Genomic DNA, 24,793 nt, shown 5'->3' on the forward strand with positions numbered 1-24,793 from the left:
TTTCTCCAAATGCTTGTGAGAGTTCCTCCGACTTCCGGCATAGTACGGTTTGATTTGGTTGAAACGACTCATGTCAGTGGCGACATCTACTGTGGTTTCTAACACTGAGAGAAGGAGACAACGATGAATGTTCGTTCCGTTACGCAGACACCAGTTCGAACGTTGATCAGCCGTGCCCACAGCATCGATGATCCGAGCGCCACTCTGCCCACTGGCGCTGATGTCGGCGCAGCTGCTGATTCGGTTGACGTCGTCAGTCAAAGGCCGCAGACGAACGATCACTTCATCAACATCGTGGCTTCTCGTCCCAGCCGCGAAGTCAATCCTCACCTGTGGACGTGGCAAGCAGAAGCTTTGGACGCCTGGCATCAATCTGGCTGTCGAGGCGTCGTCGAAGCCGTCACGGGAGCCGGTAAGACGATGATCGGAATCACGGCCGCGTTCGAGGCGTTTCGCCAAGGGATCAAGGTTCTGGTCCTCGTGCCGACCGCCGAACTGCAGACACAATGGCAGCGCCGTTTGATGGAGACTCTCCCCCAGGCTGATGTTGGCACTCTCGGCAATGGTCGGACGGATTCGCTCACCGGGTGTGACATTCTGGTGGCCATCATCAACTCGGCGACTCGAGGCGATCTGCTGAAAGAACATTCTGAGGGCTTGCTCATCGCTGACGAGTGCCACCGGTATGCGGCGAAGTCCTTTTCGCAGGCTCTGCAATCGGATTTCCGTTACCGACTGGGTTTGACCGCGACGTATCAACGTCCGGACAAGGCGAATGCGACTGTTCTCGATCCATATTTCGGCGGCGTCGTATTCCAGATGTGGTACGACCGTGCTCTGCGCGATGGTGTGATTGCTGAGTTCGACATTGCTTTCGTCGGGGTCACGTTGACTGACGCGGAGCGCGGCAAATACCAGGTCGCAAGTTCAGCGATCAGCAAGCTCGGGATGACGTTGAAGACCAAGCTGGAGCTGCAGGGAGCATCGTTCGATCAGTTCATGGCGGCCGTCCAGTCTCTTGCCAAACGCAGGAATGATCCCTCCCCTGTCGTGTTCATGGCGCGGAAGTATCTGGAAGCGGTCGTGAAGAGGCAGCAGGTGCTCACCAATGCGAAGAACAAGATGAAAGTGCTCGAAGGCATCGCGCCAGTCATTGCCGAGTCGCGAGGAACCCTGGTCTTTTCGCAGACCGTCGATTCGTCAACGCAGGCCGCTCACCTGCTTCAACGCTCGGGTATCGAGACCAAAGCTGTGTCGTCGAGTTCGAAGCCGCACGAGCGTCGTGGTGCGATGCAGCTGTTCGCCAATGGTTTGGCGAAGGTGCTGTGTGCTCCGCGCATTCTCGACGAAGGTATCGACGTCCCCGACTCGGACCTGGCTGTCGTGCTCTCGGGCAGCAAGCAGCCCCGCCAGACGATTCAGCGTCTCGGACGAATCATCCGTCGCAAGGCTGACGGACGTCATGGACGATTTGTCGTCCTCTATGCCATCAACACCATCGAGGACGAGACTCGTAATCGTGACCAGCAGTTCGGAGCGGTCGTTCCTGCTGCACGACGAGTCGCGGACTTCAACGAAACTCAGATCCGCGAGTTGAGAAAGTTCCTACGGGCTCCCGCGCCCGAACGGCAGGGATCCCCCGCCCCATCGCTGTCCGGAACTGATGATCCGGCGGACGAGGCCTCGACGTCGAAGACTGCAGTGAACGTCGATGATTCGGTGCCTGGTATCGACGAACCAAACTCAGCCAAAGCGCCTGAAGCACCCAACGTCATCCCCCAACCGTTTGTCCTCCTCAAGGAGGTGGATGACGAGGGCGAACTGCCTGAGGTGCTTCGAAAGGTACCTGATCCCGAGGACCTTGAGGGTCTGTATCTGAAGCAGATCGGACAGTTTCCGCTGCTCAGCGCAGAAGAAGAGGTTGAAGTCGCGAAGCGCATTGAGGCCGGCATGTATGCGGACCACGTCCTCGGCATGGGTCGGTATTCAACACGACGAGAACGTCGTGACCTTGAGTGGATACGGTCCGATGGCCGCGCTGCGTTCAACCAGATGGTGACTTCCAACCTCCGCTTGGTCGTGTCGATCGCCAAAAAGTACTCACGCTCCAAGCTGGAATTTCTCGACCGCATTCAAGAAGGCAATCTCGGCCTTGTTCGAGCGGTGAAGAAGTTTGACTACACCAAAGGCAATAAGTTCTCCACATACGCAACATGGTGGATTCGTCAGGCCATTGACCGCGGGATCGGAGATCTTTCCAATACGATTCGCATCCCGATCCACCTCGTCGAACAGTTCCCAGAATTCTGGGAATGCACGAAAGACGAAGAATCACGGGCCGCCTGCGACCATGATCATTCGAAGGCGGAGGCAGCTCTCCGGATGCAACCGGCTTCACTGGATGCATACCTCGACCTCCAGTGGGACGGACACTATGCCGAGAGCCGGACGTCATTCGACGATCGCATTGCCGACCCAGAGGTGTTCACCGTTGATCCCGAAGTTCGAATCGTTGACCTCGAGTTCTTGGCCACAATCAATTCGGCCGTCGACACACTGCCAGCCCGCGAAGCGGAGATCATTCGCAGTCGATTTGGTTGGAACGGTCAGCCGATCCAAACTCTCGATGCCATTGGTAAACGGTTCGAGCTGACGCGTGAGCGGATTCGCCAATTGGAAAAGTTGTCGCTCAAAAAGCTAAGCGAAGAGTTTGAGTCACACCCCTACTTCGAAGAAGTCAGAATTCCAGCGTCGACAAAGCCCAAACCTGTGCTGCGGCGAATCGATTCGCCTGCGCCAATGGTGGAGAACGATTCAATATCGAGCGTGGACGAACCGCATCTCAAGAGCCAACCTCACGAGGTCCCCAAACCAACTGAACGCAACTTCTTGATGGTATTCGGCTCATAGCAGTCAACCCCGCTGCGCCTGTCAACGTTCAGGTCTGGCACTTTATGAAAGACATCCGAGGTGGCAGTCCACGGTACCTCCCTTGGACCGCTCTGGCTCGATCAACTCAAATTTCACGAGGCAAAGCGGCTCTTCGTAATTGAGGGTGTAGACCGGTGATTTCAGGACACGGCGTGGCGTAGCCCGGATAGACATCGAGGTCTTCCGATGATGGAAGTTCTCACACAGTCCATCCGAAAGACCTCGACGTGGCCAAGCCTACTTTCTCGACCCCTGACCTCACGACATTCTGCCGACTCGACTCCCTCGACCTGACCTGTATCGGCCAACACATCACCAGGCACAAAGCCATCCTGGAATGTCAGCCCAACACTGCCGATGACTGGTGCCGTCGGTGTGGTGGCCACGGGTTCGTTCGCGATACCGTCGTCCGCCGTCTGGCACACGAACCCTTCGGCCACCGACCGACCACGCTTCATATTCGCCTCCGCCGGTACAAATGCGTCGAGTGCGGCCACGTATGGCGTCAAGACACCACTGCTGCGGCACCACCACGAGCGAAGGTCTCGCGAACCGGCCTTGACTGGGCGCTGCGTGCCCTCGTCATCGACCACGACACCGTGTCCGTGATCGCTGCGAAACTCGCCGTGTCCTGGCATACCGCGAACTCTGCAATCCTCTCTGAAGGCCACAGGCTGTTGATCAACGACCCGAACCGTTTCGACGGGGTCAGCGTCATCGGTGTCGACGAGCATGTATGGCGGCACACGCGTCGCGGTGACAAGTACGTCACCGTCATCATCGACCTCACCCCCATCAGTGCAGGAACGGGACCGGCACGCCTGCTCGATATGGTGCCCGGCCGGTCGAAGCAGGTGTTCAAGGAGTGGTTGAAAGCCCGACCCAAGGTTTGGCGTGATGGCATCGACGTCGTCGCGATGGACGGGTTCTCCGGCTTCAAAACAGCCTCGGTCGAGGAACTGCCAGAAGCCATCGAAGTCATGGACCCCTTCCACGTCGTCAAGCTCGCCGGTGATGCACTCGACGAGGTACGCCGCCGTGTTCAACAGGAGACAACTGGCCACCGTGGCCGAGCGAAAGACCCCTTGTATCGGGCGAGGAGGACTCTGCACACCGGGGCTGATCTGCTCACGACCAAGCAGCAGGAGAGGATCGCGGGCCTCTTCGCTGACCCGAACTTCACCGCGGTTGAAGTGACCTGGGCCGTCTACCAAGACATCGTGACCGCCTACCGAACCGCCGACGGCAACGAGGGTAAGAAACTCTTGCAGAGGGTCATCGATGCCCTGACAACGAACCTGCCTTCTGAGCTAATTGAACTCAAACGGTTGGGACGGACTCTGAAGCGTCGCGCTGATGATGTGCTGGCGTTCTTCACTCGACCGGGAACGTCGAACGGGCCGACGGAAGCGATCAACGGCAGGCTCGAGCATCTGCGGGGGTCTGCTCTGGGGTTCCGAAACCTCACCCACTACATCGCCAGGTGTCTGCTCGAGTCCGGTGGCTTCAGACCGGTTCTACACTCTCAATTACGATGAGCCGGCAAAGCTGCTCGCGTCAGCAGCTATCCGTATTCTTGTCTCAAGGCAGAACAGAACGAAGGAGTGGCAAAGTGGCTGTTACCGAAAATGAGATCAACACGCTGGTCAAGTACTGCGAAACTCATCTCGGAGATCCAACGCTGTGGAAGACGCCTGACGGCTATCCAAACAGCCTCGCGCTCTGCATTATCGATTCAATCTATTCGACCGGATCGCACTATTCATCGGTGGTGAAGGTGATCGAACGGTATAAGAAGGCCGGCGGTGAGCGTCATGGGGCCAAAGACTTAGCAGGCTCCATCCAACAGGCCGGTAGCGCACGATCATGGGCAACTACCATTGCAAAAAATCTCAAGCCAGCGCATACGCGACCCGGTGCTCCTTTGAAAGCCGACATCATCGAACAGGCCGTGGCCCTCATGGCCGAGTTAGGGATCGACACTGTCCCAGATCTTGTTACAGCCGTCGGGGGAAAGCTGACGGACAACCGTGTGTACCGCGGGTGGAAACGACTGCCCAGCCAAAGCTCTGGAGTGACCTACAGCTACCTCCTAATCTTGGCCGGATTGCCATCGGTCAAGCCGGATCGGATGATTTTCCGCTTCCTCGCGGACGCATTGGGCGAAGAATCGGACCTCGACGTCGACAGAGCACGGGAACTGATGACCGAGACTGCGAAAGCAATGAAAGTCGACCCACGAGCGCTCGATCACATTGCGTGGAGAGCAGCGTCAGGTCGCGAGCTCGTCGACTAGCCGGGCGAGTAGACGCTGCGCACCTCGCTGGCAAACTCTTTGTTGAAAATAGCCATGCATTTCAATATTGCAGGCAGGCTCTCCAAGGTCGGTATTGATGTCCGACTATAGAGAGCCTCCCCGACGTTGTTCATGGCGAGAACGAGAATGTATGCGTCACTCCTCGACGCGTTCAACCTTGCCAACGAGGAACCTGTAAGAGAGCACCGACGATGGTGACTGCGGCCATTTAGACGAATGCCGGGGCAAAGTAGATGTCAATGACGAGGATTCCGCTGACGATCAGGCGTTGCAATCTACGACAGTTTGCCGGTGAAATTGAACATGTCTCCGGTCAGACCCAGTGGTCGTTCTGGTGCCGCAGCCAAAACCAGCGACCAGGTGATCGAGGCGAAGCCGTTGCCGGAGAACGCGATGGGTATGAACACGATGACCCAGGCCGAATCTCCTGTGCAGATTCAGGATCTAGCAGAGTGGTTCTCATTCCTCCTCCAACAGTTCCAAAAGCTCTTCGGACCCAAGTTTTTGTTCAGGATCGGCATGTCCATCGACAACCTCTACGCCGTCAAGGCGTAGGAGTTCGATGGGATCTCTCTTATCACTTGGGTCGCTCCAGCGAAAATTCGCCGCGACCCTACCGTCAAAAGTGAGAACTCGATACGGCTTAAAGCACTTGGGGCAGGTGGCTAGATGATTCGCCATCGGCTGTGCGCTGGTGCCTACCGCTTCAGCAAGGTTGTCATAATTGGTCCAAAAGCCACTGGGAATGGCTCCAAGAATCGAGTGCGCGACTGACCAGTCGAAATTCCGAGAGTCCGCGAACTGCTGTCGGAAGCTCTCCAACTCTTCGCTGTTGACATCGGGCCGCGACCAAATCTTTAGCGAACGGTCCGCCAAAGAATCCGCTCTCTGAATTATTTCGTCCTCAGTCCAACGGTCCAGTTGTCCGATCCCCGCGTTGAGCCGCAAAGGGCTGTCTCGAAATCCGCCTTCAATATCTCGCTTCTCGCAGAAAGGCCGATCAGAGTACTCCGGATTGTAACCGGTGAGGGTCAGGTTCCCCAATGTGTGGAGAAAACGTTCGTGAACGTTTTTCCAGTCACTCCCCAAAGCATTCTGCCATGCTTCGTTAGGGTTCTGAGGCATGATGTGCTCCACTGTGTACTCAGAGGTGGCCACTTCCTCTTTGCGGCCGTCATTCTCAAGCTTCCGAAAGAAGTACATCTTGCGTTTGAGACTATATAGGTCCACGTTGACAAGGGCTTCCTTGAATTCACCGTCCGTGGGGAATCGCCGGTAGTCGGGAAAAGTGAGCAGCCGAGCACAGACGCTCTTGGCGTAGTCCGACTCGTCAATGACGTTTTCCAAGGTGGCAAAAGTCTTGTTGAGGCTGTTGGTTGGAATAGAGCAAATAGCACGGCGGAATACATAGGAAATTACGGCGTCCAATATGACTATGAACTCGCTCCGACGTAGGCGACCGTCGGAATAGTCCGAGTATGCGCGGAGGAGGAAGGGATGGACCACCCTGGCAAGCAGATCTATTTCCGTGAATCGGGACAAGAGCTCTCGATCCTTTTCACGGCCGAGGGCCATGGCCGCGAAGTAGCTCGAGTAATTACTGAAATCAACGACGAGTTCTTCTCTTGAGATACCTTTCGCCTCGAGCTCGAACGCATAGTCCTTGAAAGCTTCATACATCAGGTCGCGTCGGGGAATCGAGTGCGTTGGACTCTTCAACGTCAGGTAGTGACGAACAAACTCATCGAAGCGACTCTCGTTGTCTCCTTGGTAGAAGCGCTCCATCGGGTACCAGTATTGCTCGTAGAGCCGAGTCTGACTGGCAGGCTCGAGATCCATGAGCACAAAGTTCCGAATCAAGTCTGCTTGAGATAACTTCTTTCCTGTCGCGTTCATGGATTCGAATACAAGCTGCGGGTCGTCTCGTCCCCTAGTCAGCGAAACATCAACGACGACCAGCTTGTCGAGCCCGCTACAGACGTCGGAAAGTGTCGCGCCTGAAGTTCGCAGCTTGTCCTGAAAAAAGCGAAAGTTGGAGATGACACGAGAATCTGATTCCGGCAGGGCAGAGTTCTGGATCACCGACTTCAACGCAACCCTGTCTCGTTGGGTAAGGATGAGCTTGAAGTACTCATCGCCGGAGTTGTACTGGTTCGTGAGATACAGACCGCGGATCTTTGCTGGCGAAAATCCTGTACGAGGTTCCCTCTGATCTTCAGGAAGTTCGTCGAGATAGGACGCCAGAGCGGCCAAGAGCAACGTCACTGTTGTTACGCGTTGCTGGCCATCAATTATGAGATTCGGTTCGCGCGATGTGGCAGTACCTTCGTCCCGCTCGATGTATACGATGGAACCGGTGAAATGATTGACTAGCTGTGATCTGGAACCTGCCCGGACGATATCCGACCAGAGCTGTTCGCATTCATTCTCATCCCATGAATAGACACGCTGGTAGATCGGTACGACAAAGCTCTCGGATTTTTTGAGTAGTTCGAGAAGGTTGGTATCAACAGCTTTCATATGATGCCCCCGCAGTGTGTTATAGACAGCTATTCGATCGCCAGGATACTTTAGGGTGCGCCGGTTAACTACTTATTTACGAACTCGCGCATCGCTGGTAACTCCCGCCGAGACTGCGACAGACCCATACGATGAGCTGCTGCAAGCCGCGAGAGGTCGCGTGTGCTGTTATCGACGGGCATGCGGTCAGGGACAAAGACATGCGCCTTGCCCTCCTCCTCGAGAGCGAAGATGCGTTCGCGAGTCTCGTTGTAGCGCTTCCACCGTGTCAGCAGCGCATCAGCCAGTGCCGGGTACTTTCGGAAGATGCCTCTGTAGACCGCAGGGAATCGCTGCGGTGCTTTCTTGTACCCGCGCTCCTGCGTGAGAACGACGACGAACTTTTCGTAGCCCTCGCGCTGAGCCTGGCTCAACGCGATTCCGCCGTCCTCCCCCATCGCACCATCAACGTATATATGGCCGTCAAGACGGACCGGCGGCATGACGATCGGCATCGTCGATGACGCCTGCACACGGATCATCAGTTCGTCGATGTTCGGTGTGTCCTTCTTCGACCACACCGCTTCCTCGCCGGTCTCAGCATCGAACGCGATCACCCGCATGTCGCCGGTGCTCGATTCGTAGGTGTCCCAGTCGAAAGGCAAAGCCTCGTCGGGAGCACCTGCACGTTGGTAGATGTACTCGCCATGGAACATACCTTTGCCGCGAGCGAAGTACCGCCACCCGCCGAATTCCTCTTCCGCTGCGAACTCGACGAATGACCGACGAATCCTCCACGCATCGCCGGAAAGATAGTTCACTGCAGTGGATGCTCCTGCGCTGATACCTGCGACCCAATCGAACGACAGGCCCGCTTTGAGCAGAGTGACGGCCATGGCGCTCGTGAGCGAGGCTCGCATGCCTCCGCCTTCGAAGATGAGTGCAGTATCGCTGATTCGCGTCGTCTCCACCGGCTGCTTCCCGTTCGTCATACCGATCATCCTATCGAGCGACAAGCGATACTGATGTCGCCACGTGCCCCATCACCGCTGTAAACGTTCCCATGCCAAGGTGGCCAGAGCCACTGCCTGATCAGGCAGGTAGGCATCGTCGAAGAGCACCTCCGCGGAATGGTTCGTCGCCGCGGTCTCTGCGTCGGTTCCAGCCGGGCTGACGAAAAAGAAGACGAAGGCTCCCGGCACCTGTTCGAGGACATAGGAGAAGTCCTCAGATCCCATCACGGGATCCGGTGCCTCGACAACGCGGACAGGGCCGAACGTCGAAGTGAGAGTATCGAGGGCGAATTGTGCTTCGGCTGCGTCGTTGACCGTCACGGGGTACTGTTCGTTCCACACCACCTCGGCGGTGCATCCGTGTGCGGCCGCCACGGATTCGGCCAGTCGGGTCGCGAGTTCGGGGAACCTCTTCGTCGATTCGGCTGACAGGGTTCGCACCGAGGCGCCGATCGATGCGGTCGCCGGGATCACGTTCACGGCCTCGCCGGCACTGAGCTGCGTCACCTCGGCGACGATCGGGTCGAAGACACTGAAAGAACCGGTGATCATCGAATACAGGGCCTGCCCGAATTCGAGGACGGGACGCACCGGGTCCACCGAGTCCTGCGGACGTGAACTGTGCCCGCCCTTTCCGACCATCGTCACGTGCAGCGTGTTGGCACCAGCCATGACGGTGCCCGGACGGGTGACGAAGGTTCCCGCCACGCCAGGAGCGACGTGGATGGCGTAGGCGGCGTCGGGTTTCGCTCCGATGGTCTCGAACATTCCCTCGTCGAGCATGATCTTCGCCCCACCGAGCCCCTCCTCACCGGGCTGGAACATGAACGCGATCGTCCCGCACAGTTCCTCCTGATGAGCGCAGAGGAGTCGGGCGGCTCCGACGAGTCCGGAGACGTGGAGGTCGTGTCCGCAAGCGTGCATGTTCCCGTTCCTCGACGCGTACTCCAACCCTGTGGACTCAACAACAGGCAGGGCGTCCATATCGCCACGCAGCAGAATGGTCGGTCCCGGCTGTGCTCCGCGCAGAACTGCCACCACGGAAGACAGGTCCGTGCCGAGTGTGATGTCGAGGGGCAGCCCATCGAGTGCGTCGAGGATCCGCTTCTGAGTGTAGGGCAACGAGAAGCCGAGTTCGGGGTTGCGATGGAGATCGCGACGCAGCGCGCTGAGGTCGTCGGCGAGTGCGGCCGATTCGGCGGTGAAATCAATCGACTGTGTCATAGCGTCCTTCGGTTGGGCACGGTGGGTTGGATGACTGGGTGAGCTGGGTGGACGGGCTGGGTGGATTTTCGTCGCTTGCCGGTCTCGGCCGTCGGTGTCATCGGTGTCATCATGGTGCTCCCAGCAGGGTAAGGAGATGGCCGAGAATCACTTCGTCTGCTCGTGTCAGTGGTATCCCTCGTCCGGTGATCTGGGGTGGCAGCTGAGGTTCTTCTCCACTGGGGTCCACACCGTCGTCCGGGTCGGGAATCGGAGGAAGCGCGGTGACGAGATCGAGGTCAGGCACCTGAAGATGATGATCCGTGTGCTGCTGATAGAGCTCACCGAGGGTCAAGATCGTGTCCTCCCCGGCAACACCGGTCGCCCCGGGTCCGGACCCGACCAGCTGCAGAGACAGCGGCAGTCCTGCCTCGTCGAACCCCATCGGGACGGCGAGGGCAGGATTCCCGGTGGCACAGAACGCGGCCGTCAGGTTCCAGTCGTCCTGTGGTGCCCCGCCCCGGAAGACGTAGGGCGGTGCCGCGGAGGGCCACGTCGGCAAGGCGAGGGCGGTGCCGTCGGTCACCAGCTCGCTCAACCGTCCGCGCAGCTCCTCAGCAGAACTCAGTGCCGATTGGTAAGAGTCGTCCGAGATGAGTGCACCGGCGAGTGCGAGTCGACGGAACGAGCGACCATAATCGTTCCACCGAGGTGCGAGCCGATCACTGTGCACCTTGTACATCTCGCGGACCATGATCGTAAATGTGGCCGCGATGAGTTCATCGAGGAAAGGCACATCGACGGTCGAGGTCTCGACGCCGAGTACTTCGAGGGTCGTCAGCGCCTTGTCGAATGCTGCGGTCGTATCGTGTGTGATCCGCGGTTCGTCCAATACCTGCTTAGGCACGAGCACGCTTACGGGACGGCCGCGTCGCGATGAGCCTACGGAATCTCCGCGCATGACCTCGAGTAACAGTCGGCAGTCCCTGGCACTCCTGGCTATGGGCCCGACGATGTCGAGACTCGGAGCTGCCGGCATGATTCCGTCCATGGGAAGCGACCCAGCGACCGGACGCATGCCCGTCACTCCACAGTAGGCAGCCGGTATTCGGCAGCTGCCCGAAGTGTCGGTCCCCAGCCCGGCGGAGATGATTCCGAGACTGACTGCGATCGCAGTTCCGCAACTCGAACCGCCAGGCCAGCGACTCAGGTTCCACGGGTTTCGTGGAATAGGAAAGTCGAAAGCGGGATCAGGCCTGCCTGCAGCATGTTCGACCATTGTCGTCGTGCCCGTGAAAACTCCACCGGCGGCTCGCAGAGGAGCGATGGCCTTGGCGTCGCGGCCACGGTGGAAATCTGCATCGAACACTTGGCTCTGTGCGGTCGGGACTGCTTCGCCGAGGGCGATGTTCGCTTTGACCCCCAAAGGAAGGCCCGCCAGTGGACCGGCGTTGATTTCGGCACTTCGGCTTGCGGCCAGCGCGGATTCGTCGAAGCGTTCGAGAATCGCGCCGACTCGGTCATTGACACGGTCGGTGAGGTCAAGTGATGCGGACACCATTTCCTCAGACGTTGCCGAACCAGACCTGACCCGCGCAATCTGTGACGTGAGGTCCTGGACGGTGGTCGTTTTGCCTGTGCTCGTGCCTGTCTTCCCGGTGTTCACTGGGCCAGCAGCGGGCGGACGGGATCCGTGCCAAACCAGGAGTCGGTGTCCTTTACGAGGGCACCACCCTGGACAACAACTTTGACATTATCAGGCTTCGCCAAGGGTGTGATGTCGGTAAGGGGGTCGAAGTCGATGACGATGAAGTCCGCAAGTTTGCCGGCTTCGAGCGTGCCGAGGTCTGCGTCGAGGCGAAGCAGTTCGGCGGCGTTCTTCGTTCCGGCGACGATCGCGTCCATCTCGGACAGCCCGAGCTCCACGGCGTGTACCGGTTCGCGTAGGTTCTCTCCATGAGGGCAGACCCCGGAGTCGGTTCCCAGCGCCACCTTCACGCCCGCCTGCAGGGCCGCGGCGACGCGTTCCCGCGCGATGGCCGACCATTTCACCTTCTTCTCGTAGAGGTAGGCGGGGACCGCCGCAGGGTCAGGGACGCGGAGTGCGCTGCTCAAGGTCGGGACGAGGAAGGTCCCGTGCTCGAGCATGAGTTCGATACCTTCGTCGTCGATTCCGTAGCCGTGCTCGACCGACCGCACGCCTCCCCTGATGGCGGCTTTGATGCCCTCGGCACCCTGCGCATGTGCAGCGACCGGCTGTCCGGCGCGCTTGGCCGTTTCGGCGACGATGAGTCGAACATGTTCTTCGGGCACCCCGATGTCGTCGGGAGTGTCGGATGGACTGGAGACACCACCGGTGGTGCAGACCTTAATGACGTCAGCGCCGCTGCGAATGAGCGTTCGCACCGTCCGCCGCACATCGTCTTCGGTGTCGATGATTGGACTGATCGGCATGTGCATCTGCACCGAACGACCGTTGGGCATGGTGAAGTCGGTGTGCCCACCGGTCGGTGATAACGGGGCGATCGCCAGGTGTGTGCGTGGACCCTGGACTAGGCCGGCCGCGATCGCATCCCGGTAGCCGCGATCCAGTCCGCCGAGGTCCCGGGCAGTGGTCACGCCTGCCATGAGTGCTTTACGCGCGTTGAGCGCGGTGCGTAGAGTCCGTTCCGATCCGAAGCGTGCGGCATCGGCCATTTGGTCCTCGATCGACATGCCGAAGTGCACGTGTGAGTCGATGAATCCTGGTAGGACAGTCCTGCCTCCGAGCTCGACGATGTCGGCTCCGTCGGCTCCGGCGGCCCGCGCGGGGCCCGCATAGACCACGCGTCCGTCCCGGACTTCGAGTTCGGCATCGGTGATCGGGGCGCCGCCGGTGCCGTCGATGAGGGTTGCTCCGCGCAGCAGCAGGTTGTCGTCACTGGCGACAGTAGAGGGAAGATGAGCGATGGACATGGTGTTCCTTTCGCGGAGAGATTGCGGATTCGATCGGAGACGGCTCACAGGGCCGTGGTCGGACGTGTGTCCTCACCTGGGCGCGCCGCCTCGGCAGCATATACGTTCTCACCTTGATGAGCGTTCTGGTCATGCGTTTCGCCCTTATCCTGCGACCGGATGAGGGAAAGAAGGATGGGACAAATTCCGGTGGCTACGGCGCAGATCACCCAGATGGTGATGTATCCGCCGAGGCTCGAAGCCCCGGCTTCGGGGATCACGAAGATTCCCAGGACGACTGCGAACACGGCTCCGGCGAGTGCCCCGCCAAGTGTCTTCACGGAGTTGTAGACGCCGGTGGCGATTCCGGTCTCGTCAGCCGGCGACGATTCCGCCGTAGCAGCCGGAAGTCCACCAAGGAGGAGCCCCGACCCGAGACCGGCGAACGCGATTCCGACGACCACAGTGACAAGTGAAGCATTGCCGAAGATGAGCAGCAGCTGAGCGAGCGCCACCACGGCCGAACCGACCATGAGCACACCCTTGAGCGAGGTGGCACGGGCAATGAAGGAGTAGATCGCGGCGCCGACCGCCGCCAGCAGCATGTTCGCTCCGGTGGTGAGCGAGATGACCCCGGCGCTGAGTCCGAACCCATACCCAACGAGTTCAGGTTTACCCGCGAGGAAAGTGGTCGTGATGCTCTGGGTACCGAAGAGCACCATGCCGAAGAGGAACGACGTGACGTAGACAGGCCAGAGCCGATTCGAGGTGAGCAGACGCATGTTGAGTGCGGGGACTCTGGTTCTCAGTTCCCACCACACGAAGATGACGATGAGTACGACGGCGGCGACAACGAGGACGGCGCCGATGACGGGCGTCGCGGTAACGATATTGATGCCTGCAAGCAGTGCGAGCATGAAAAGCGCGAGCAGGATGAAACCGAGCCAGTCGATCGTCGGCGAAGTGCGGACAGTCGATTCCGGGACGAGGGTGAAGACGAAGATCGTAGAGATCGCGACGATGACCACGGGCACCAGGAGCTGCGCGGCTGTCGATGACAGGACCGACGAGAACAGCCCGGCGGCCAAGGACCCGATGAGCGCGCCGATTGTCAGAGCGGAGATGAGCATGCCGATCGCACGCCGTGCTGTCTCGCCCTTGATCTGATTGTGGACGATCGCCAGTTCGAGCGGCAGCCACACTGCAAGGGGACCGCTGAGTATACGGCCGAGAAGGACAAGCGGGTAACTGGGAGCAAGCGCAACCAGCACGGTTCCGATGAGAACTGTGATGATCGCGATGCGCAACATGCGCCGGTGGCCGAATATGTCGCCTAGCTTCGAGAGGATCGGAACGCAGACCCCGGCGGTGAGAGTCTGAACGGTGATAAACCACGCAATAGATGCGTCGGAGACGCCGAGGTTGTCGCGGATCCGGTCCAGCAGCGGGACATAGTAGCCCTGCAGGAATCCGCTGGAGAATTCGACGAAGACGAGGAATCCGACGACGGCGAGGAGCCGTTTGCTCGACTTCGTGTCGAGCGCGGAGTCGGAGGTGGTCATAGTGTGTCCTTTCCTGTTAAGCGAGAACCTCGTGCCGACTGCGCCGTCGCACACGGAAGGTTCATCGGCGACCGTCAGCTCTGACGGCCGATGAGCGAACGCACGAGGCTGCGGTAGGTGTCTTTGATTTCGTCGTCTGTGCGTCCGGTGGCTTCGGGTTTGAGGGTGATGCGGAAGAGTGTGAGGCCGGCGAGTGTATCGATGATGAGGTCATGATCGAGTTCGCCGCTCACCTGTTCCCGTTCCACCCCGCGGGCGATGATCTCGCGCCCCATGGTGTGGCGCGCCTGCATGAACGAATCCGAGATAATCGGGATGACGTCCATGTTGAACATCGCGAGCAACAAGCCGTTGTTGCCTGAGCGGTTCTTCGATCGGCGGAAGTTCTCGCGGTTCTGCCACGCGTGCTCGACGAGGTCCTCGACGACGTCGCCGGTGTTTGGCACCTCTCCGACTTCGATGTTGTCGATGATTGCTGCGGCGACGAGTTGAGGCTTGGTCGGCCACCGACGGTAGATGGTGGTCTTTCCGCATCCGACTTCCGACGCAACCTTCTCGATGCTCAGATTCACGAATCCGAATTCTTCGACGTGTGAACGCACAGTAGCGAGGACCCGTTGCGTCAGATCGGTGTCGAGGGGTCTCCCCTTCGGTGTGCTCTCGGTCATATCCAGAGCATGGCACAGGTCACAGTCTTTCCGCAACAGAACGTATCGTTTAGTTATTCAGGTCTGGCGGCGCGACAATATGAGAGTCTGGTGATACGCCAGTAGTTGAGTCCGGAACTTCGTGCGGGAGCCCAGAGGGGCAGCCCACAGTGCTCAATCAGGCGGGCAACGCACCCTGGTTCGTTGCGTGTCGCGGGTTAGCCCAGGCCCTCCCACGTCATTCGTTGCCGGAGTGCCGGTGCCAGCACGAGAGCTGCGATGACACTTCCTGCCAACAGCATCCAGGCGCCGAAGTACGTGAACAATTTGAGCTCAGGCGCCAGTGGCGGCCCGAAATCCGCGGCCATGAGGATCACTCCGCCGAGGATGAGAGCGGTCGAGACGATCACCTGAATGAACTGTTCGACAGTCGAGACAAGCAGATTCTTAATGGTGGATATGTTCAGCCCGCTCGTGCCAACGTCGAGCGTACCGTCCTGCAGGTGACCGGCAATACGGGAAATCTGTCCGGGCAGTTCTGCGATCTGTGGCGCGGTCGCCGCCGCGTAAAGCGCCATCTCGTGTCTGTCGACCCCCAGTCCCCCGACCTCTCGCAACAGTGTCTTGCCGTTCTGAGTCACCAGCGCCAGCAGATTGAGTTCCGGCACGAGTCGGGTGATTGACCCCTCGAGGGTGCTGATGGCACGGAACGCCGTGGCCACTGAGGCCGGCATCGGGAACCCGAAATCAACGACGAAGTCGATGAGCTCGCCGAACAGCGCAGCCGAGGTCGAGCCCGGTGCCCCGTCTCCGTACTTGAGCATGATCTGCCCGATCTCTCGCTGCAGTTCTCGCAGATTCACCTCGCTCGGTGTGCCGAGCAGCTCGAGGATTGCGGCAGTTGCCGCTTGCGAGTTCTGCGAGTCGAAGGCCATGAGCAGCAAAGCGATTGCTCGGCGGTCGCGTTTGTCGATCCGGCCGACGGCTCCGAAGTCGACGAGGCCGGCGCGGCCCGCGCTCGAGACGACGATGTTTCCGGGGTGCAGGTCGGCGTGGAAGATGCCCTTTCCGAGCACCTGGCGGACGACCATGAGGAAGAGGTCCTGGGCGATCTCCCTGCGCGCGATTTCGGACAGGTGGTCGACCACCTCGGCGCCATGGGACAAAGGGGAACCTTCGACGAGGTCCATGACAATGACGAACTCGCCGGACAGCTCCGTGTACACGTGAGGAATATGAACGACGGACTCGGTCTTCGTCGCCGACCGACCAGTCTCGTCGGCAAGCCGGAGCGCCTCAATCTGAGCGAGCTCCCCACGGTAGTCGAGCTCGCCCTGCAGAGAATCGACGAAGCTGCGGGCGAGCTTCGCGATGCCGATCTTCTTCGCCCAGTCAGTGGTGCGATCAAGCCGGTCGGCCAGGGTGAGGACGATGTCGCAGTCGGCGCGAACCTGCTTGCGGATCTTCGGCCGCTGCACCTTCACCGCAACCACGCGGCCTTCCCACGTCACGGCTCGGTGGACCTGGGCGACGGAGGCACCTGCGAAAGGTTTCTCATCGAACTCGGCAAACACCTCGGCGACGGGTCGGCCCCATTCGGCCTCGAGTTGGTCCTTCACCTCGGCGAAGGGAACGGGCTTCACTCCAGCTTGGAGGGTGGAGAACTCCTCGACGAATTCATGCGGAATCATGTCACCGCGGGTGGCGATGAACTGACCGAGCTTGATAAACGTGACCCCCGATGCGGCCAGAGCGTCACGGGTGGTGGCGGCGATTTCTCGGAGGGAGACGCGCAGGGTCGGGATTCGGGGTCGGAGGTAGCGGGAGAGGCCGAATTTGATGAGGATCTTCTGGATCTGTGCCAGGCGGTTGACGCGGCGATACCAGGTGGGGATCTTCGGTGCGTTGCGGATGAGTGAGCTCAGGGTGCCCGAGGGCATGATGAGTTCGATCGCGAGGAGGACGAACATCTGGATGACGATGAACCAGGCGAAGAGGAGCAGGAAGACCATGATAGCCGGGAAGCTCATCGACAGGTTCGGATACTGGTCGGATTCGGAGATGCCGAGGAGCTTGTACGCCTGGAGGGTGATCGGCCAGATGGAGAGGCCCATGATGAGGGAGACGATGGTGTTGCGGGCGGCTCCGGTGCCGGTGAGCATCATCCGCCGGACGAGGAATCCGACGATGAGCGCGCTGAGAACGCCTAACCCGATGGTGTAGAGGATCGTCACCCGTCAACCCTTCCGTCGTCTGTGGCCTGCGCCGTCCTGGAGCATCGTTCGGCGCCGTCCCCAGCCTAGTTGATCAGGGATGGTTGAGATTGAGAGTTTGCAGTGCGTTGGGAGACTGTTCTTCAGATCAGTCACGAACATTGATATCATGATATTGATATCATTCGGAGGCACCATGGAACAGATTCTGATCCGCAATCTGCCAGAGGGCACTAAAGCAATCCTGCGAAGACGAGCAGCTGCCCACAATTCGAGCATCGAGGCCGAAGCCAGAGAAGCACTCGCAGTCGGGATTGCGGCCGAAGACCCCACCCTTGTTGACCTCATTTCGATGGATTCCGATACCACGATCGAGTTCGAGCCGAAACGCCTTGGTTTGAAGGCGCGCACCGCAGAATTATGAACTATCTTCTCGACACCAACGTCATTTCAGCGTTGCGGGTACGCGGGCGTAACCCGGAGGTCGAAGACTGGTCGAATTCCCTACCCACGAGTGTCCAGTTCGTATCTGCGCTGAGCATTTCCGAGATCGAACGAGGGGTCGCAGCGAAGGAACGCAATGACTCACAGCAAGGCGGGGTCTTGCGAACGTGGTTCGAAGACATGCTGCTTCCGGGTTTTGCCGGGCGCATTCTTCCTTTTGACCTACCTGCGGCTCGCGCGCTGGGTACGTTCCGAGTACCTGAACACGCACCGCTCGATGACGCGCTCATTGCAGCCATCGCCGTTGCCCACAACATGACGGTCGCGACTCGGAACACGAAACATTTCGAGGCGCTCGAAGGGGTTCGACTGGTCGATCCGTGGACGGACAATTCGAACTGACCGGGGGCGCTCTAAAAGCACGAAGACCCTGCTTGAGCGGCAAAGTTTCTGCTCTCCGCTCAAGCAGGGTCTTCCGAGTTCCGGACACTGAGGTTAGAACATCACTCCGGTCGGTGCTCGGCCATGACCTTCACGAACAGATCGTCGCCGAGCTTGTCGTAGTTCGCGTCGTCCGGGTACCACTCGTCGAGGGAGGCGAAGTCGCCCTTGTCGTCGTAGCCGAGTTCGGACACGGATTTCGCCCATTCGGTTCCAGCATCGTTCAGCGCCTTCGGAGCATCGGGCACCTCGGCCTTCTCAGCGGTCTTATCCGACAGAGTCTTCGCGTACTTCGCCATCTGCTTCTGCACGTCATCGGCGAAGGGTTCGACCGAACCGTCGTTGTCCTTCGCCTGCTCAACGGCCTGAGCCTTCGCACCGATGACGACCTCCATCATCGTGCTAAACGTCGTCGACATCGCGTCGAAGACCACCTGCTTATAGGCGACCGGCAGCTCGTTGTACTTCTTGCCCGCCGTGATCGCACCCGCTGACCGGGCGATGCCCGCGTCCGAGGCGACACCGATGTTCGGGGCGACCTCGAAGGTGCCGGCCTCGACGTTCGGTGCCAGCTGGCCGAGGTCGCAGTCGACGGTTCCACGCTGCAGCGCCTCATAGGTCTCCGGGAACGACAGCGACACCGGAGTCGCACCCAGGTCGGTCACCTGCTTGCCAGCCGCGGCCGAACCGACACGGATCTGCTTGCCCTTCCAGTCATCGAGCGAGGTCATCGGCTTCGAGCACATCGTCGAGTACCCGCCGGCAGCGAGCATCGGAATGAGCGGCACGAGGTTCTTCTTCTCGAACTCATCGAGCACTTCGGGTGTCTCCCATGCGGCCTGCACACCGGCCGCGTTCGCCGCCAGGTCACTGGCCACCGGCGAGGACGGCAGCGTCGACATGGCCGTGCCGATCGCGTCGAAGGCCGGGTACTCGGCCGGGGTGTAGGACGGCAACGTGAACGCGAGATCGACGCGGCCATCGGCCAGGGCGTCATCAACATCGGCGTAGCTGGCGATCGCCTGACCCCACACGATGTCGACCTTGACCTTCCCACCCGAGCGTTCCTCGATGGCCTTCTTCACATCGAGTCCGTTCGGCGCGAGGATCGACTTCTCCGACATCGCCGAGGGCTGGAACTTCAGCGTCACCGGGTCGAGGTCGGCCAGAGCCTTATCGATCTCATCCTGTGAAGCGTCATACGCGAAGCCCTCCCCCGCGTTATCACCCGAGTCAGAGCCGTCACCGCCGACGGATCCGGCGCACCCGGCCAACAGTGCCAGCGAACCGATCGCTGCGATGGCCTTGGCAGGACGAGCTGCCGAACGGATGCGCTTCATGGGACTCCTTTGAACAATGGCTGAGAGTTTCCTCCGATCATAGTTCTGAATGAGTCGACCCTGTTATGACGGTCCTCACACCACGCGGCCACACCGCACTTTCACACCGTGCGGCAGCCACGGGAACGCCGGTGTCGACGGTTTGGTGGAGCCGCCTCGGCGAGGGTTATCCGGACATTCCTCCGCTGGTGCGTTCGATGAGGGCGGGCAGCCATTCGGTCATTCCGGGCACGGCGACCATGAGGATGAGGAAGACCACGACGACGGGCAGGAACCACAGCAGGGAGATGAAGATATCGCGCAGGCTCACGTTGTGGCCGAGGTTGACCTCGGGGGCCTTGGCGATGGAGTGGACGATGTAGGGGATGATGCCGACGGGCGGGGTGACCATGGCGAACTCGCCGAGGAGGACGACGAAGACACCGAACCACAGCGGGCTCACGCCCATCGTTTCGAGGGTGGGCAGGAGGATCGGGATGGTCAGCAGCATCATCGACAGGGTGTCGAAGAACATGCCCATGACGATGTAGAGGACGATGAGGACGAGCAGGAATCCCAGCGTGGACAGGCCCAGGCTCGTGATGAAGCCGGTGAGGATGGGGGCGAGTCCCGTGATGGCGAGCAGGCTCGTGAGCATGGTCGCGCCGATCATGATGAAGAAGATCGCCGAGGTGGCCGCCACCGTGGCCATGGCCGAATCCGCGACCTTGCGCCACGGCTTCTGGCCTCGCTTTTCCCACAGGCACAGCAGCAGTGAGCAGAGTGCGGCGGCGGCTCCAGCCTCGGTGGGGGTGAAGATGCCGGAGAACATGCCGCCGAAGAGGACGATGAGGATGATCGCGAAGCCCCACACGCTCGCCAGCGAGGTGAAGCGGTCGCGCCAGGTGGTCGTGGGGCGTTCGGGGGTTGTGGGGTTGGTGGTGCTCTGGTTTGCGGTTGGGCGGCCGCGGCCGACGAGTCTCGGGGCGAAGACGCCGATGGCGAAGATGAAGGCCGCGAAGCACACTGCGAGAAGGATGCCGGGCAGGGCGCCGGCCATGAGTGCCGGGCCAACGGGTACGGAGGCGATGCCGGCGTAGATGACCATGAGGATCGAGGGTGGGATGAGGTTGCCGGTCATGCCGGCGACCATGATCGTGCCCACGGCCATGCGTTTGTCGTAGCCGGCCTTGAGCATTTCGGGAATGCCTGCGCGGCCGAGCGCGTAGGTCATGCCGATGGTCGATCCGGTCACTGCCGATAGGCCGGCGCCGGCGAAGGTGGTGCCGATGCCGATGCCGCCGGGCAGCCAGGAGAACCAGTGGTCGGCGACTCGGTAGACCTTGCCGGACAGTCCTGATTGGGTGAGCAGCATGCCCATGAAGATGAACATCGGCAGCACGCTCATCGACCAGTCGGAGACGGCGCTGAACGGGGCGGTGGACAGGATGTTCATCGTCGCCGGGATCCCGGATACGGCGTAGACGCCGATGATCGAGGGCACGGAGAGGGCGATGGCCACGGGCACGGAGAGGAAGAGGAGGACGAGCATAATCCCGATGCACCAGGCTCCGCCAATGGCCGCCGACGGGCTGGTGAAGAGGCCGATGAGGCAGACGGCGACGAGGCCGAAGCCGATCGTCAGGGCGAGGATGCCGGGGCGTTGGCGACGGCGGGAGTCGTTCGGGAAAAGCATGCGGGTGGTGGGGGCGGCAGTGTTCGGGGCTGCCGTGCCGGTGGCGGTGTTCGGCTCGTCCGGGCGTGGGGCCGGACCGGTGGTGTCAGTGTTCGCGTTCATTCGGCCGTCTCAGTAGGTCCGGGTCTCGAGGTCGTGTTCGGCGGGTTCGCCGGTGACCATGTCCGGGTCGGGCTGCCCGGTGCGGGCGATGACGACGGCGTCGAGAACGTAGAGCACGGCGAGGAGGACGAACACGATGGGCACGAGGAAGTACACCGGCCAGGTGATGACGTCGGAGACGTCGGCGGTCTGACCGATCGCCATGTACTCCAGCGCCCGACGGAGCCCGAACCAGCCGAACGCGAGAGAGACGAGCGCACCGAGGATGCACGCGAAGATCGTGAATACCGCGGCGGTGGCGGGCCTGGCCCGTTTGATGGCCATGGTCACGGTGATGTGTTCCTTCTGCAGTTGGGCGGCGGGGATGCCGAGCAGAGCCACGATCGGTAAGTACCAGTATTCGACGATCTCATTGGTGCCGTAGATCGGGGCGTCGAAGAGGGAGCGCGCGAGTGCGTGGGTGACGATGTGGAGCATCATGACGATCACGGCGGCGGCCGTGGTGACCGTCAGCCACCGGTCGAGGACTCTGTTGAAAGTGAACATCACGAGTCACTGTAGCTCTCTGGAGCGGGTTCGGCGCCGGTGTTCGGTGTGACTTCGACTGCGCGGAGTGCCTCGAGGAGGTCGTCGATCTCGGAGGCGGTGGCCAGGCTGTCGGGCATCATCGCGGTGACTCGCCGGGCCCCGGCTTCTTGAAGGGCAATGGGGTCGATGCCGGCCACCTTCGAGTAGCGGCGGGCACTGCGAGGCAAGAGTGCGACGCCGAGGCCGTTGGAGACGAGTGATTGGATGGCGCCGGGGTTGTCGGTGATGTGGCGGGTGCGGGGTTCGAAGCCGGCAGCCCGGCAGAGGCGTTCGGCGGTGGAGCGGCAGCGCACGCAACCCATGATCCAGGGAAGCTCAGCGACGTCGGCGAGGTGGCGGATCTGCCCGGCGCGGTTCCAGCGTTCGGGGACGAGGAGGTCGAGGTGGTCGGCGCCGAGGTCGACGGTCGTGTGTCCGGGCAGTTCGGGTGGTGTTTCGTCTTCGTGGTGGAAGAGGAAGGCGATGTCGATGGCCCCGTCGTCGAGCAGACGCAGCGCTTCGGGTGGTTCGGCCTCGGAGACTTCGTAGGAGTGGTGCAGTGGTGAGTCTGTGCCGGTGCTTGCGTTGGCTTCGAGTCGGCCGAGGGCTGCGGCGAGGGGTCCGATGACGAAGCTGGGGAACCCGGCCAGCCGGACGTTGCGTCCGCCGAGGCCGAAAGCCTTCGCGAGGTCGCTGCGCAGTCCCGTCACCGAGGCGGCCAGCTCGTTCGCGCGGATGCGGGCGAGTTGGCCGGCTGTGGTCAGTCGGATGCCGCGGGGTGTGCGGTCGAAGAGGGTGACGCCGAGGTCTTTTTCGAGGGCAGTCATGTGTTGGGACAGGGCGGGCTGGGACCAGCCGAGGGCGCGGGCGGCGGCGCCGATGCTGCCGGCTTCGGCGATGGCGCCGAAGATGAGGAGGCGTTTGGGTTCGCCGAGGGTGAGAGCGTGTTCGAACACGGAAGACATAAGTCCAGCTTATGCCAGAGCAGAGAGAACTGGGTCTACCGAGCGTCTTGTGTTCGGGTCAGACTGGATGGTGTAGATGGTTTCGTGATGACGAGGAGTGGAAGATGCGCAGGATCGGTCTGCTGGGTGGAATGAGCTGGCACTCGAGCATCGAGTACTACACGAAGATCAATGAGGCGGTGGCGAGCCGGCTCGGCGGTCATCATTCTGCCCGGATCCTCCTCGATTCGACGGACTTCGCTGATATCCGGGAGATGCAGATCGCCGAGGATTGGGCGGGCACTGACGCGTCGCTCGTCGCGACGGCGCAGCGCCTGGTCGATGGTGGCGCTGAGGCGGTCGCGATCGCGACGAACCTCATGCATAAGTGCGCTCCGGCCATTGAGTCTGCTGTCGACGTACCCCTTATCCATATCGTTGATTCAATTGCGACGGTGGCGAAGCGTCAGGGATATTCGACGCTGGCGGTCCTGGGCACGAAATGGACGATGCTCGATGACTTCTACACCGGTCGCCTCGAGGAGCAGGGCATCCGGACGCTCGTGCCGGATGAGGATACGTGCCTCGAGATCGATCAGATCATCTTCGACGAACTCACGCAGGGCACGTTCACGGATGCCTCTCGTGCCCGGTACGTCGAGATCATGAACGACCTCAAGGCCCGCGGTGCTGACGCAGTGGCACTGTCATGCACGGAGATTGGCCTGCTGGTCCCACCGCAGACCGCTCCCCTGCCGGCCATCGACTCGGTTGACGCTCATGTGGCAGCGATCGTGGAGTGGATGATGGGAGGAGGCCGCGCTCGCTCATGACCTAGACCTACTACCTCTTTGGAGCCGTTGGACAACGCTTTTAAAGGTCTCCTATACCGGCTCTTCGTAATTGAGGGTGTACACCGGTGATTTCAGGACACGGCGTGGCGTAGCCCGGATAGACATCGAGGTCTTCCGATGATGGAAGTTCTCACACAGTCCATCCGAAAGACCTCGACGTGGCCAAGCCTACTTTCTCGACCCCTGACCTCACGACATTCTGCCGACTCGACTCCCTCGACCTGACCTGTATCGGCCAACACATCACCAGGCACAAAACCATCCTGGAATGTCAGCCCAACACTGCCGATGACTGGTGCCGTCGGTGTGGTGGCCACGGGTTCGTTCGCGATACCGTCGTCCGCCGTCTGGCACACGAACCCTTCGGCCACCGACCGACCACGCTTCATATTCGCCTCCGCCGGTACAAATGCGTCGAGTGCGGCCACGTATGGCGTCAAGACACCACTGCTGCGGCACCACCACGAGCGAAGGTCTCGCGAACCGGCCTTGACTGGGCGCTGCGTGCCCTCGTCATCGACCACGACACCGTGTCCGTGATCGCTGCGAAACTCGCCGTGTCCTGGCATACCGCGAACTCTGCAATCCTCTCTGAAGGCCACAGGCTGTTGATCAACGACCCGAACCGTTTCGACGGGGTCAGCGTCATCGGTGTCGACGAGCATGTATGGCGGCACACGCGTCGTGGTGACAAGTACGTCACCGTCATCATCGACCTCACCCCCATCAGTGCAGGAACGGGACCGGCACGCCTGCTCGATATGGTGCCCGGCCGGTCGAAGCAGGTGTTCAAGGAGTGGTTGAAAGCCCGACCCAAGGTTTGGCGTGATGGCATCGACGTCGTCGCGATGGACGGGTTCTCCGGCTTCAAAACAGCCTCGGTCGAGGAACTGCCAGAAGCCATCGAAGTCATGGACCCCTTCCACGTCGTCAAGCTCGCCGGTGATGCACTCGACGAGGTACGCCGCCGTGTTCAACAGGAGACAACTGGCCACCGTGGCCGAGCGAAAGACCCCTTGTATCGGGCGAGGAGGACTCTTGAGTGTGACAGTCTGAAATGGCCCCACTTGGAGCAAAAATGATCCTCTGATTTGGCCCCACCCCCGA

Annotated in this window: 19 protein-coding genes and 1 pseudogene; 7 read left to right on the forward strand and 13 right to left on the reverse strand. The window is 60.6% G+C overall.

The genetic code is table 11. The features are described 5' to 3' along the window. Positions 1-123: 123 nt before the first annotated feature. The 3 genes from L1F31_RS11405 (at position 124) to L1F31_RS11415 (ending at position 5,227) form a co-directional block, all read left to right on the forward strand. Complete coding sequence (locus L1F31_RS11405; protein WP_265417413.1) at positions 124-2,910, forward strand: sigma-70 family RNA polymerase sigma factor; 2,787 nt, start codon at positions 124-126, stop codon at positions 2,908-2,910. Between the two features lie 248 nt (positions 2,911-3,158). Further along, on the forward strand, positions 3,159-4,469 hold the full coding sequence (locus L1F31_RS11410) for an ISL3 family transposase (RefSeq protein WP_265417414.1): 1,311 nt from the start codon (positions 3,159-3,161) through the stop codon (positions 4,467-4,469). A 74-nt stretch (positions 4,470-4,543) separates the two neighbouring features. Then, the gene (locus tag L1F31_RS11415; RefSeq protein ID WP_265417415.1) at positions 4,544-5,227 is read left to right on the forward strand and encodes a hypothetical protein; all 684 of its coding nucleotides are present in this window, start codon (positions 4,544-4,546) and stop codon (positions 5,225-5,227) included. Positions 5,228-5,523: 296 nt separating this feature from the next. On the opposite strand, the gene L1F31_RS11420 is transcribed toward L1F31_RS11415, so the two are convergent. From L1F31_RS11420 to L1F31_RS11460, 9 genes are all read right to left on the reverse strand, one after another. Continuing rightward, on the reverse strand, positions 5,524-5,655 hold the full coding sequence (locus L1F31_RS11420; protein WP_265417416.1) for a hypothetical protein: 132 nt from the start codon (positions 5,653-5,655) through the stop codon (positions 5,524-5,526). A 52-nt stretch (positions 5,656-5,707) separates the two neighbouring features. Beyond that, a complete protein-coding gene (locus L1F31_RS11425) occupies positions 5,708-7,768 on the reverse strand; it encodes a DUF262 domain-containing protein (protein WP_265417417.1) in 2,061 nt (686 codons plus the stop codon). 68 nt (positions 7,769-7,836) lie between these two features. Next, positions 7,837-8,739, reverse strand: coding sequence for a patatin-like phospholipase family protein (locus L1F31_RS11430; protein WP_265417418.1), 903 nt, complete (start codon positions 8,737-8,739; stop codon positions 7,837-7,839). Between the two features lie 51 nt (positions 8,740-8,790). Next, positions 8,791-9,984 (reverse strand): M20 metallopeptidase family protein, encoded by a 1,194-nt coding sequence (locus L1F31_RS11435; protein WP_265417419.1) that lies wholly within the window; start codon positions 9,982-9,984, stop codon positions 8,791-8,793. 109 nt (positions 9,985-10,093) lie between these two features. Continuing rightward, positions 10,094-11,524, reverse strand: a complete 1,431-nt coding sequence (locus L1F31_RS11440) for an amidase (protein WP_265417420.1) — start codon at positions 11,522-11,524, stop codon at positions 10,094-10,096. Positions 11,525-11,625: 101 nt separating this feature from the next. Beyond that, positions 11,626-12,918, reverse strand: a complete 1,293-nt coding sequence (locus L1F31_RS11445; RefSeq protein WP_265417421.1) for a metal-dependent hydrolase family protein — start codon at positions 12,916-12,918, stop codon at positions 11,626-11,628. A gap of 44 nt (positions 12,919-12,962) precedes the next feature. Next, positions 12,963-14,459, reverse strand: a complete 1,497-nt coding sequence (locus L1F31_RS11450) for an MFS transporter (protein ID WP_265417422.1) — start codon at positions 14,457-14,459, stop codon at positions 12,963-12,965. Between the two features lie 74 nt (positions 14,460-14,533). Further along, positions 14,534-15,127: a TetR/AcrR family transcriptional regulator gene (locus tag L1F31_RS11455; protein ID WP_265417423.1), complete on the reverse strand. Its 594-nt coding sequence runs from the start codon at positions 15,125-15,127 to the stop codon at positions 14,534-14,536. A 197-nt stretch (positions 15,128-15,324) separates the two neighbouring features. Continuing rightward, complete coding sequence (locus L1F31_RS11460) at positions 15,325-17,340, reverse strand: ABC1 kinase family protein (protein ID WP_265417424.1); 2,016 nt, start codon at positions 17,338-17,340, stop codon at positions 15,325-15,327. A gap of 175 nt (positions 17,341-17,515) precedes the next feature. Between L1F31_RS11460 and L1F31_RS11465 the strand changes: the two genes are divergently transcribed. Both L1F31_RS11465 and L1F31_RS11470 read left to right on the forward strand, forming a co-directional pair. Continuing rightward, a complete protein-coding gene (locus L1F31_RS11465) occupies positions 17,516-17,743 on the forward strand; it encodes a FitA-like ribbon-helix-helix domain-containing protein (RefSeq protein WP_265417425.1) in 228 nt (75 codons plus the stop codon). Beyond that, entirely contained in the window at positions 17,740-18,165 is a 426-nt protein-coding gene (locus tag L1F31_RS11470) for a type II toxin-antitoxin system VapC family toxin (RefSeq protein WP_265417426.1), read from the forward strand. The genes L1F31_RS11465 and L1F31_RS11470 overlap by 4 nt, the downstream gene beginning before the upstream one ends. A 101-nt stretch (positions 18,166-18,266) precedes the next feature. On the opposite strand, the gene dctP is transcribed toward L1F31_RS11470, so the two are convergent. The 4 genes from dctP to L1F31_RS11490 form a co-directional block, all read right to left on the reverse strand. Next, on the reverse strand, positions 18,267-19,544 hold the full coding sequence (gene dctP / locus L1F31_RS11475; protein WP_265417427.1) for a TRAP transporter substrate-binding protein DctP: 1,278 nt from the start codon (positions 19,542-19,544) through the stop codon (positions 18,267-18,269). Positions 19,545-19,710: 166 nt separating this feature from the next. Then, entirely contained in the window at positions 19,711-21,321 is a 1,611-nt protein-coding gene (locus L1F31_RS11480; protein WP_265417428.1) for a TRAP transporter large permease, read from the reverse strand. A 9-nt stretch (positions 21,322-21,330) separates the two neighbouring features. Then, a complete protein-coding gene (locus L1F31_RS11485; protein WP_265417429.1) occupies positions 21,331-21,867 on the reverse strand; it encodes a TRAP transporter small permease in 537 nt (178 codons plus the stop codon). Further along, positions 21,867-22,853 carry a LysR family transcriptional regulator gene (locus tag L1F31_RS11490; protein ID WP_265417430.1) on the reverse strand — a complete coding sequence of 329 codons (987 nt, stop codon included), beginning with the start codon at positions 22,851-22,853 and terminating at the stop codon, positions 21,867-21,869. The genes L1F31_RS11485 and L1F31_RS11490 overlap by 1 nt, the downstream gene beginning before the upstream one ends. A gap of 104 nt (positions 22,854-22,957) precedes the next feature. Between L1F31_RS11490 and L1F31_RS11495 the strand changes: the two genes are divergently transcribed. Together L1F31_RS11495 and L1F31_RS11500 are read left to right on the forward strand one after the other, a co-directional pair. After that, positions 22,958-23,665 (forward strand): aspartate/glutamate racemase family protein, encoded by a 708-nt coding sequence (locus tag L1F31_RS11495; protein ID WP_265417431.1) that lies wholly within the window; start codon positions 22,958-22,960, stop codon positions 23,663-23,665. Positions 23,666-23,844: 179 nt separating this feature from the next. Continuing rightward, positions 23,845-24,726, forward strand: a pseudogene (locus L1F31_RS11500) (ISL3 family transposase); the annotation flags it as partial. Positions 24,727-24,793: the final 67 nt, after the last annotated feature.

This window comes from Brevibacterium spongiae, from assembly GCF_026168515.1.
GTDB classification, from domain to species: domain Bacteria; phylum Actinomycetota; class Actinomycetes; order Actinomycetales; family Brevibacteriaceae; genus Brevibacterium; species Brevibacterium spongiae.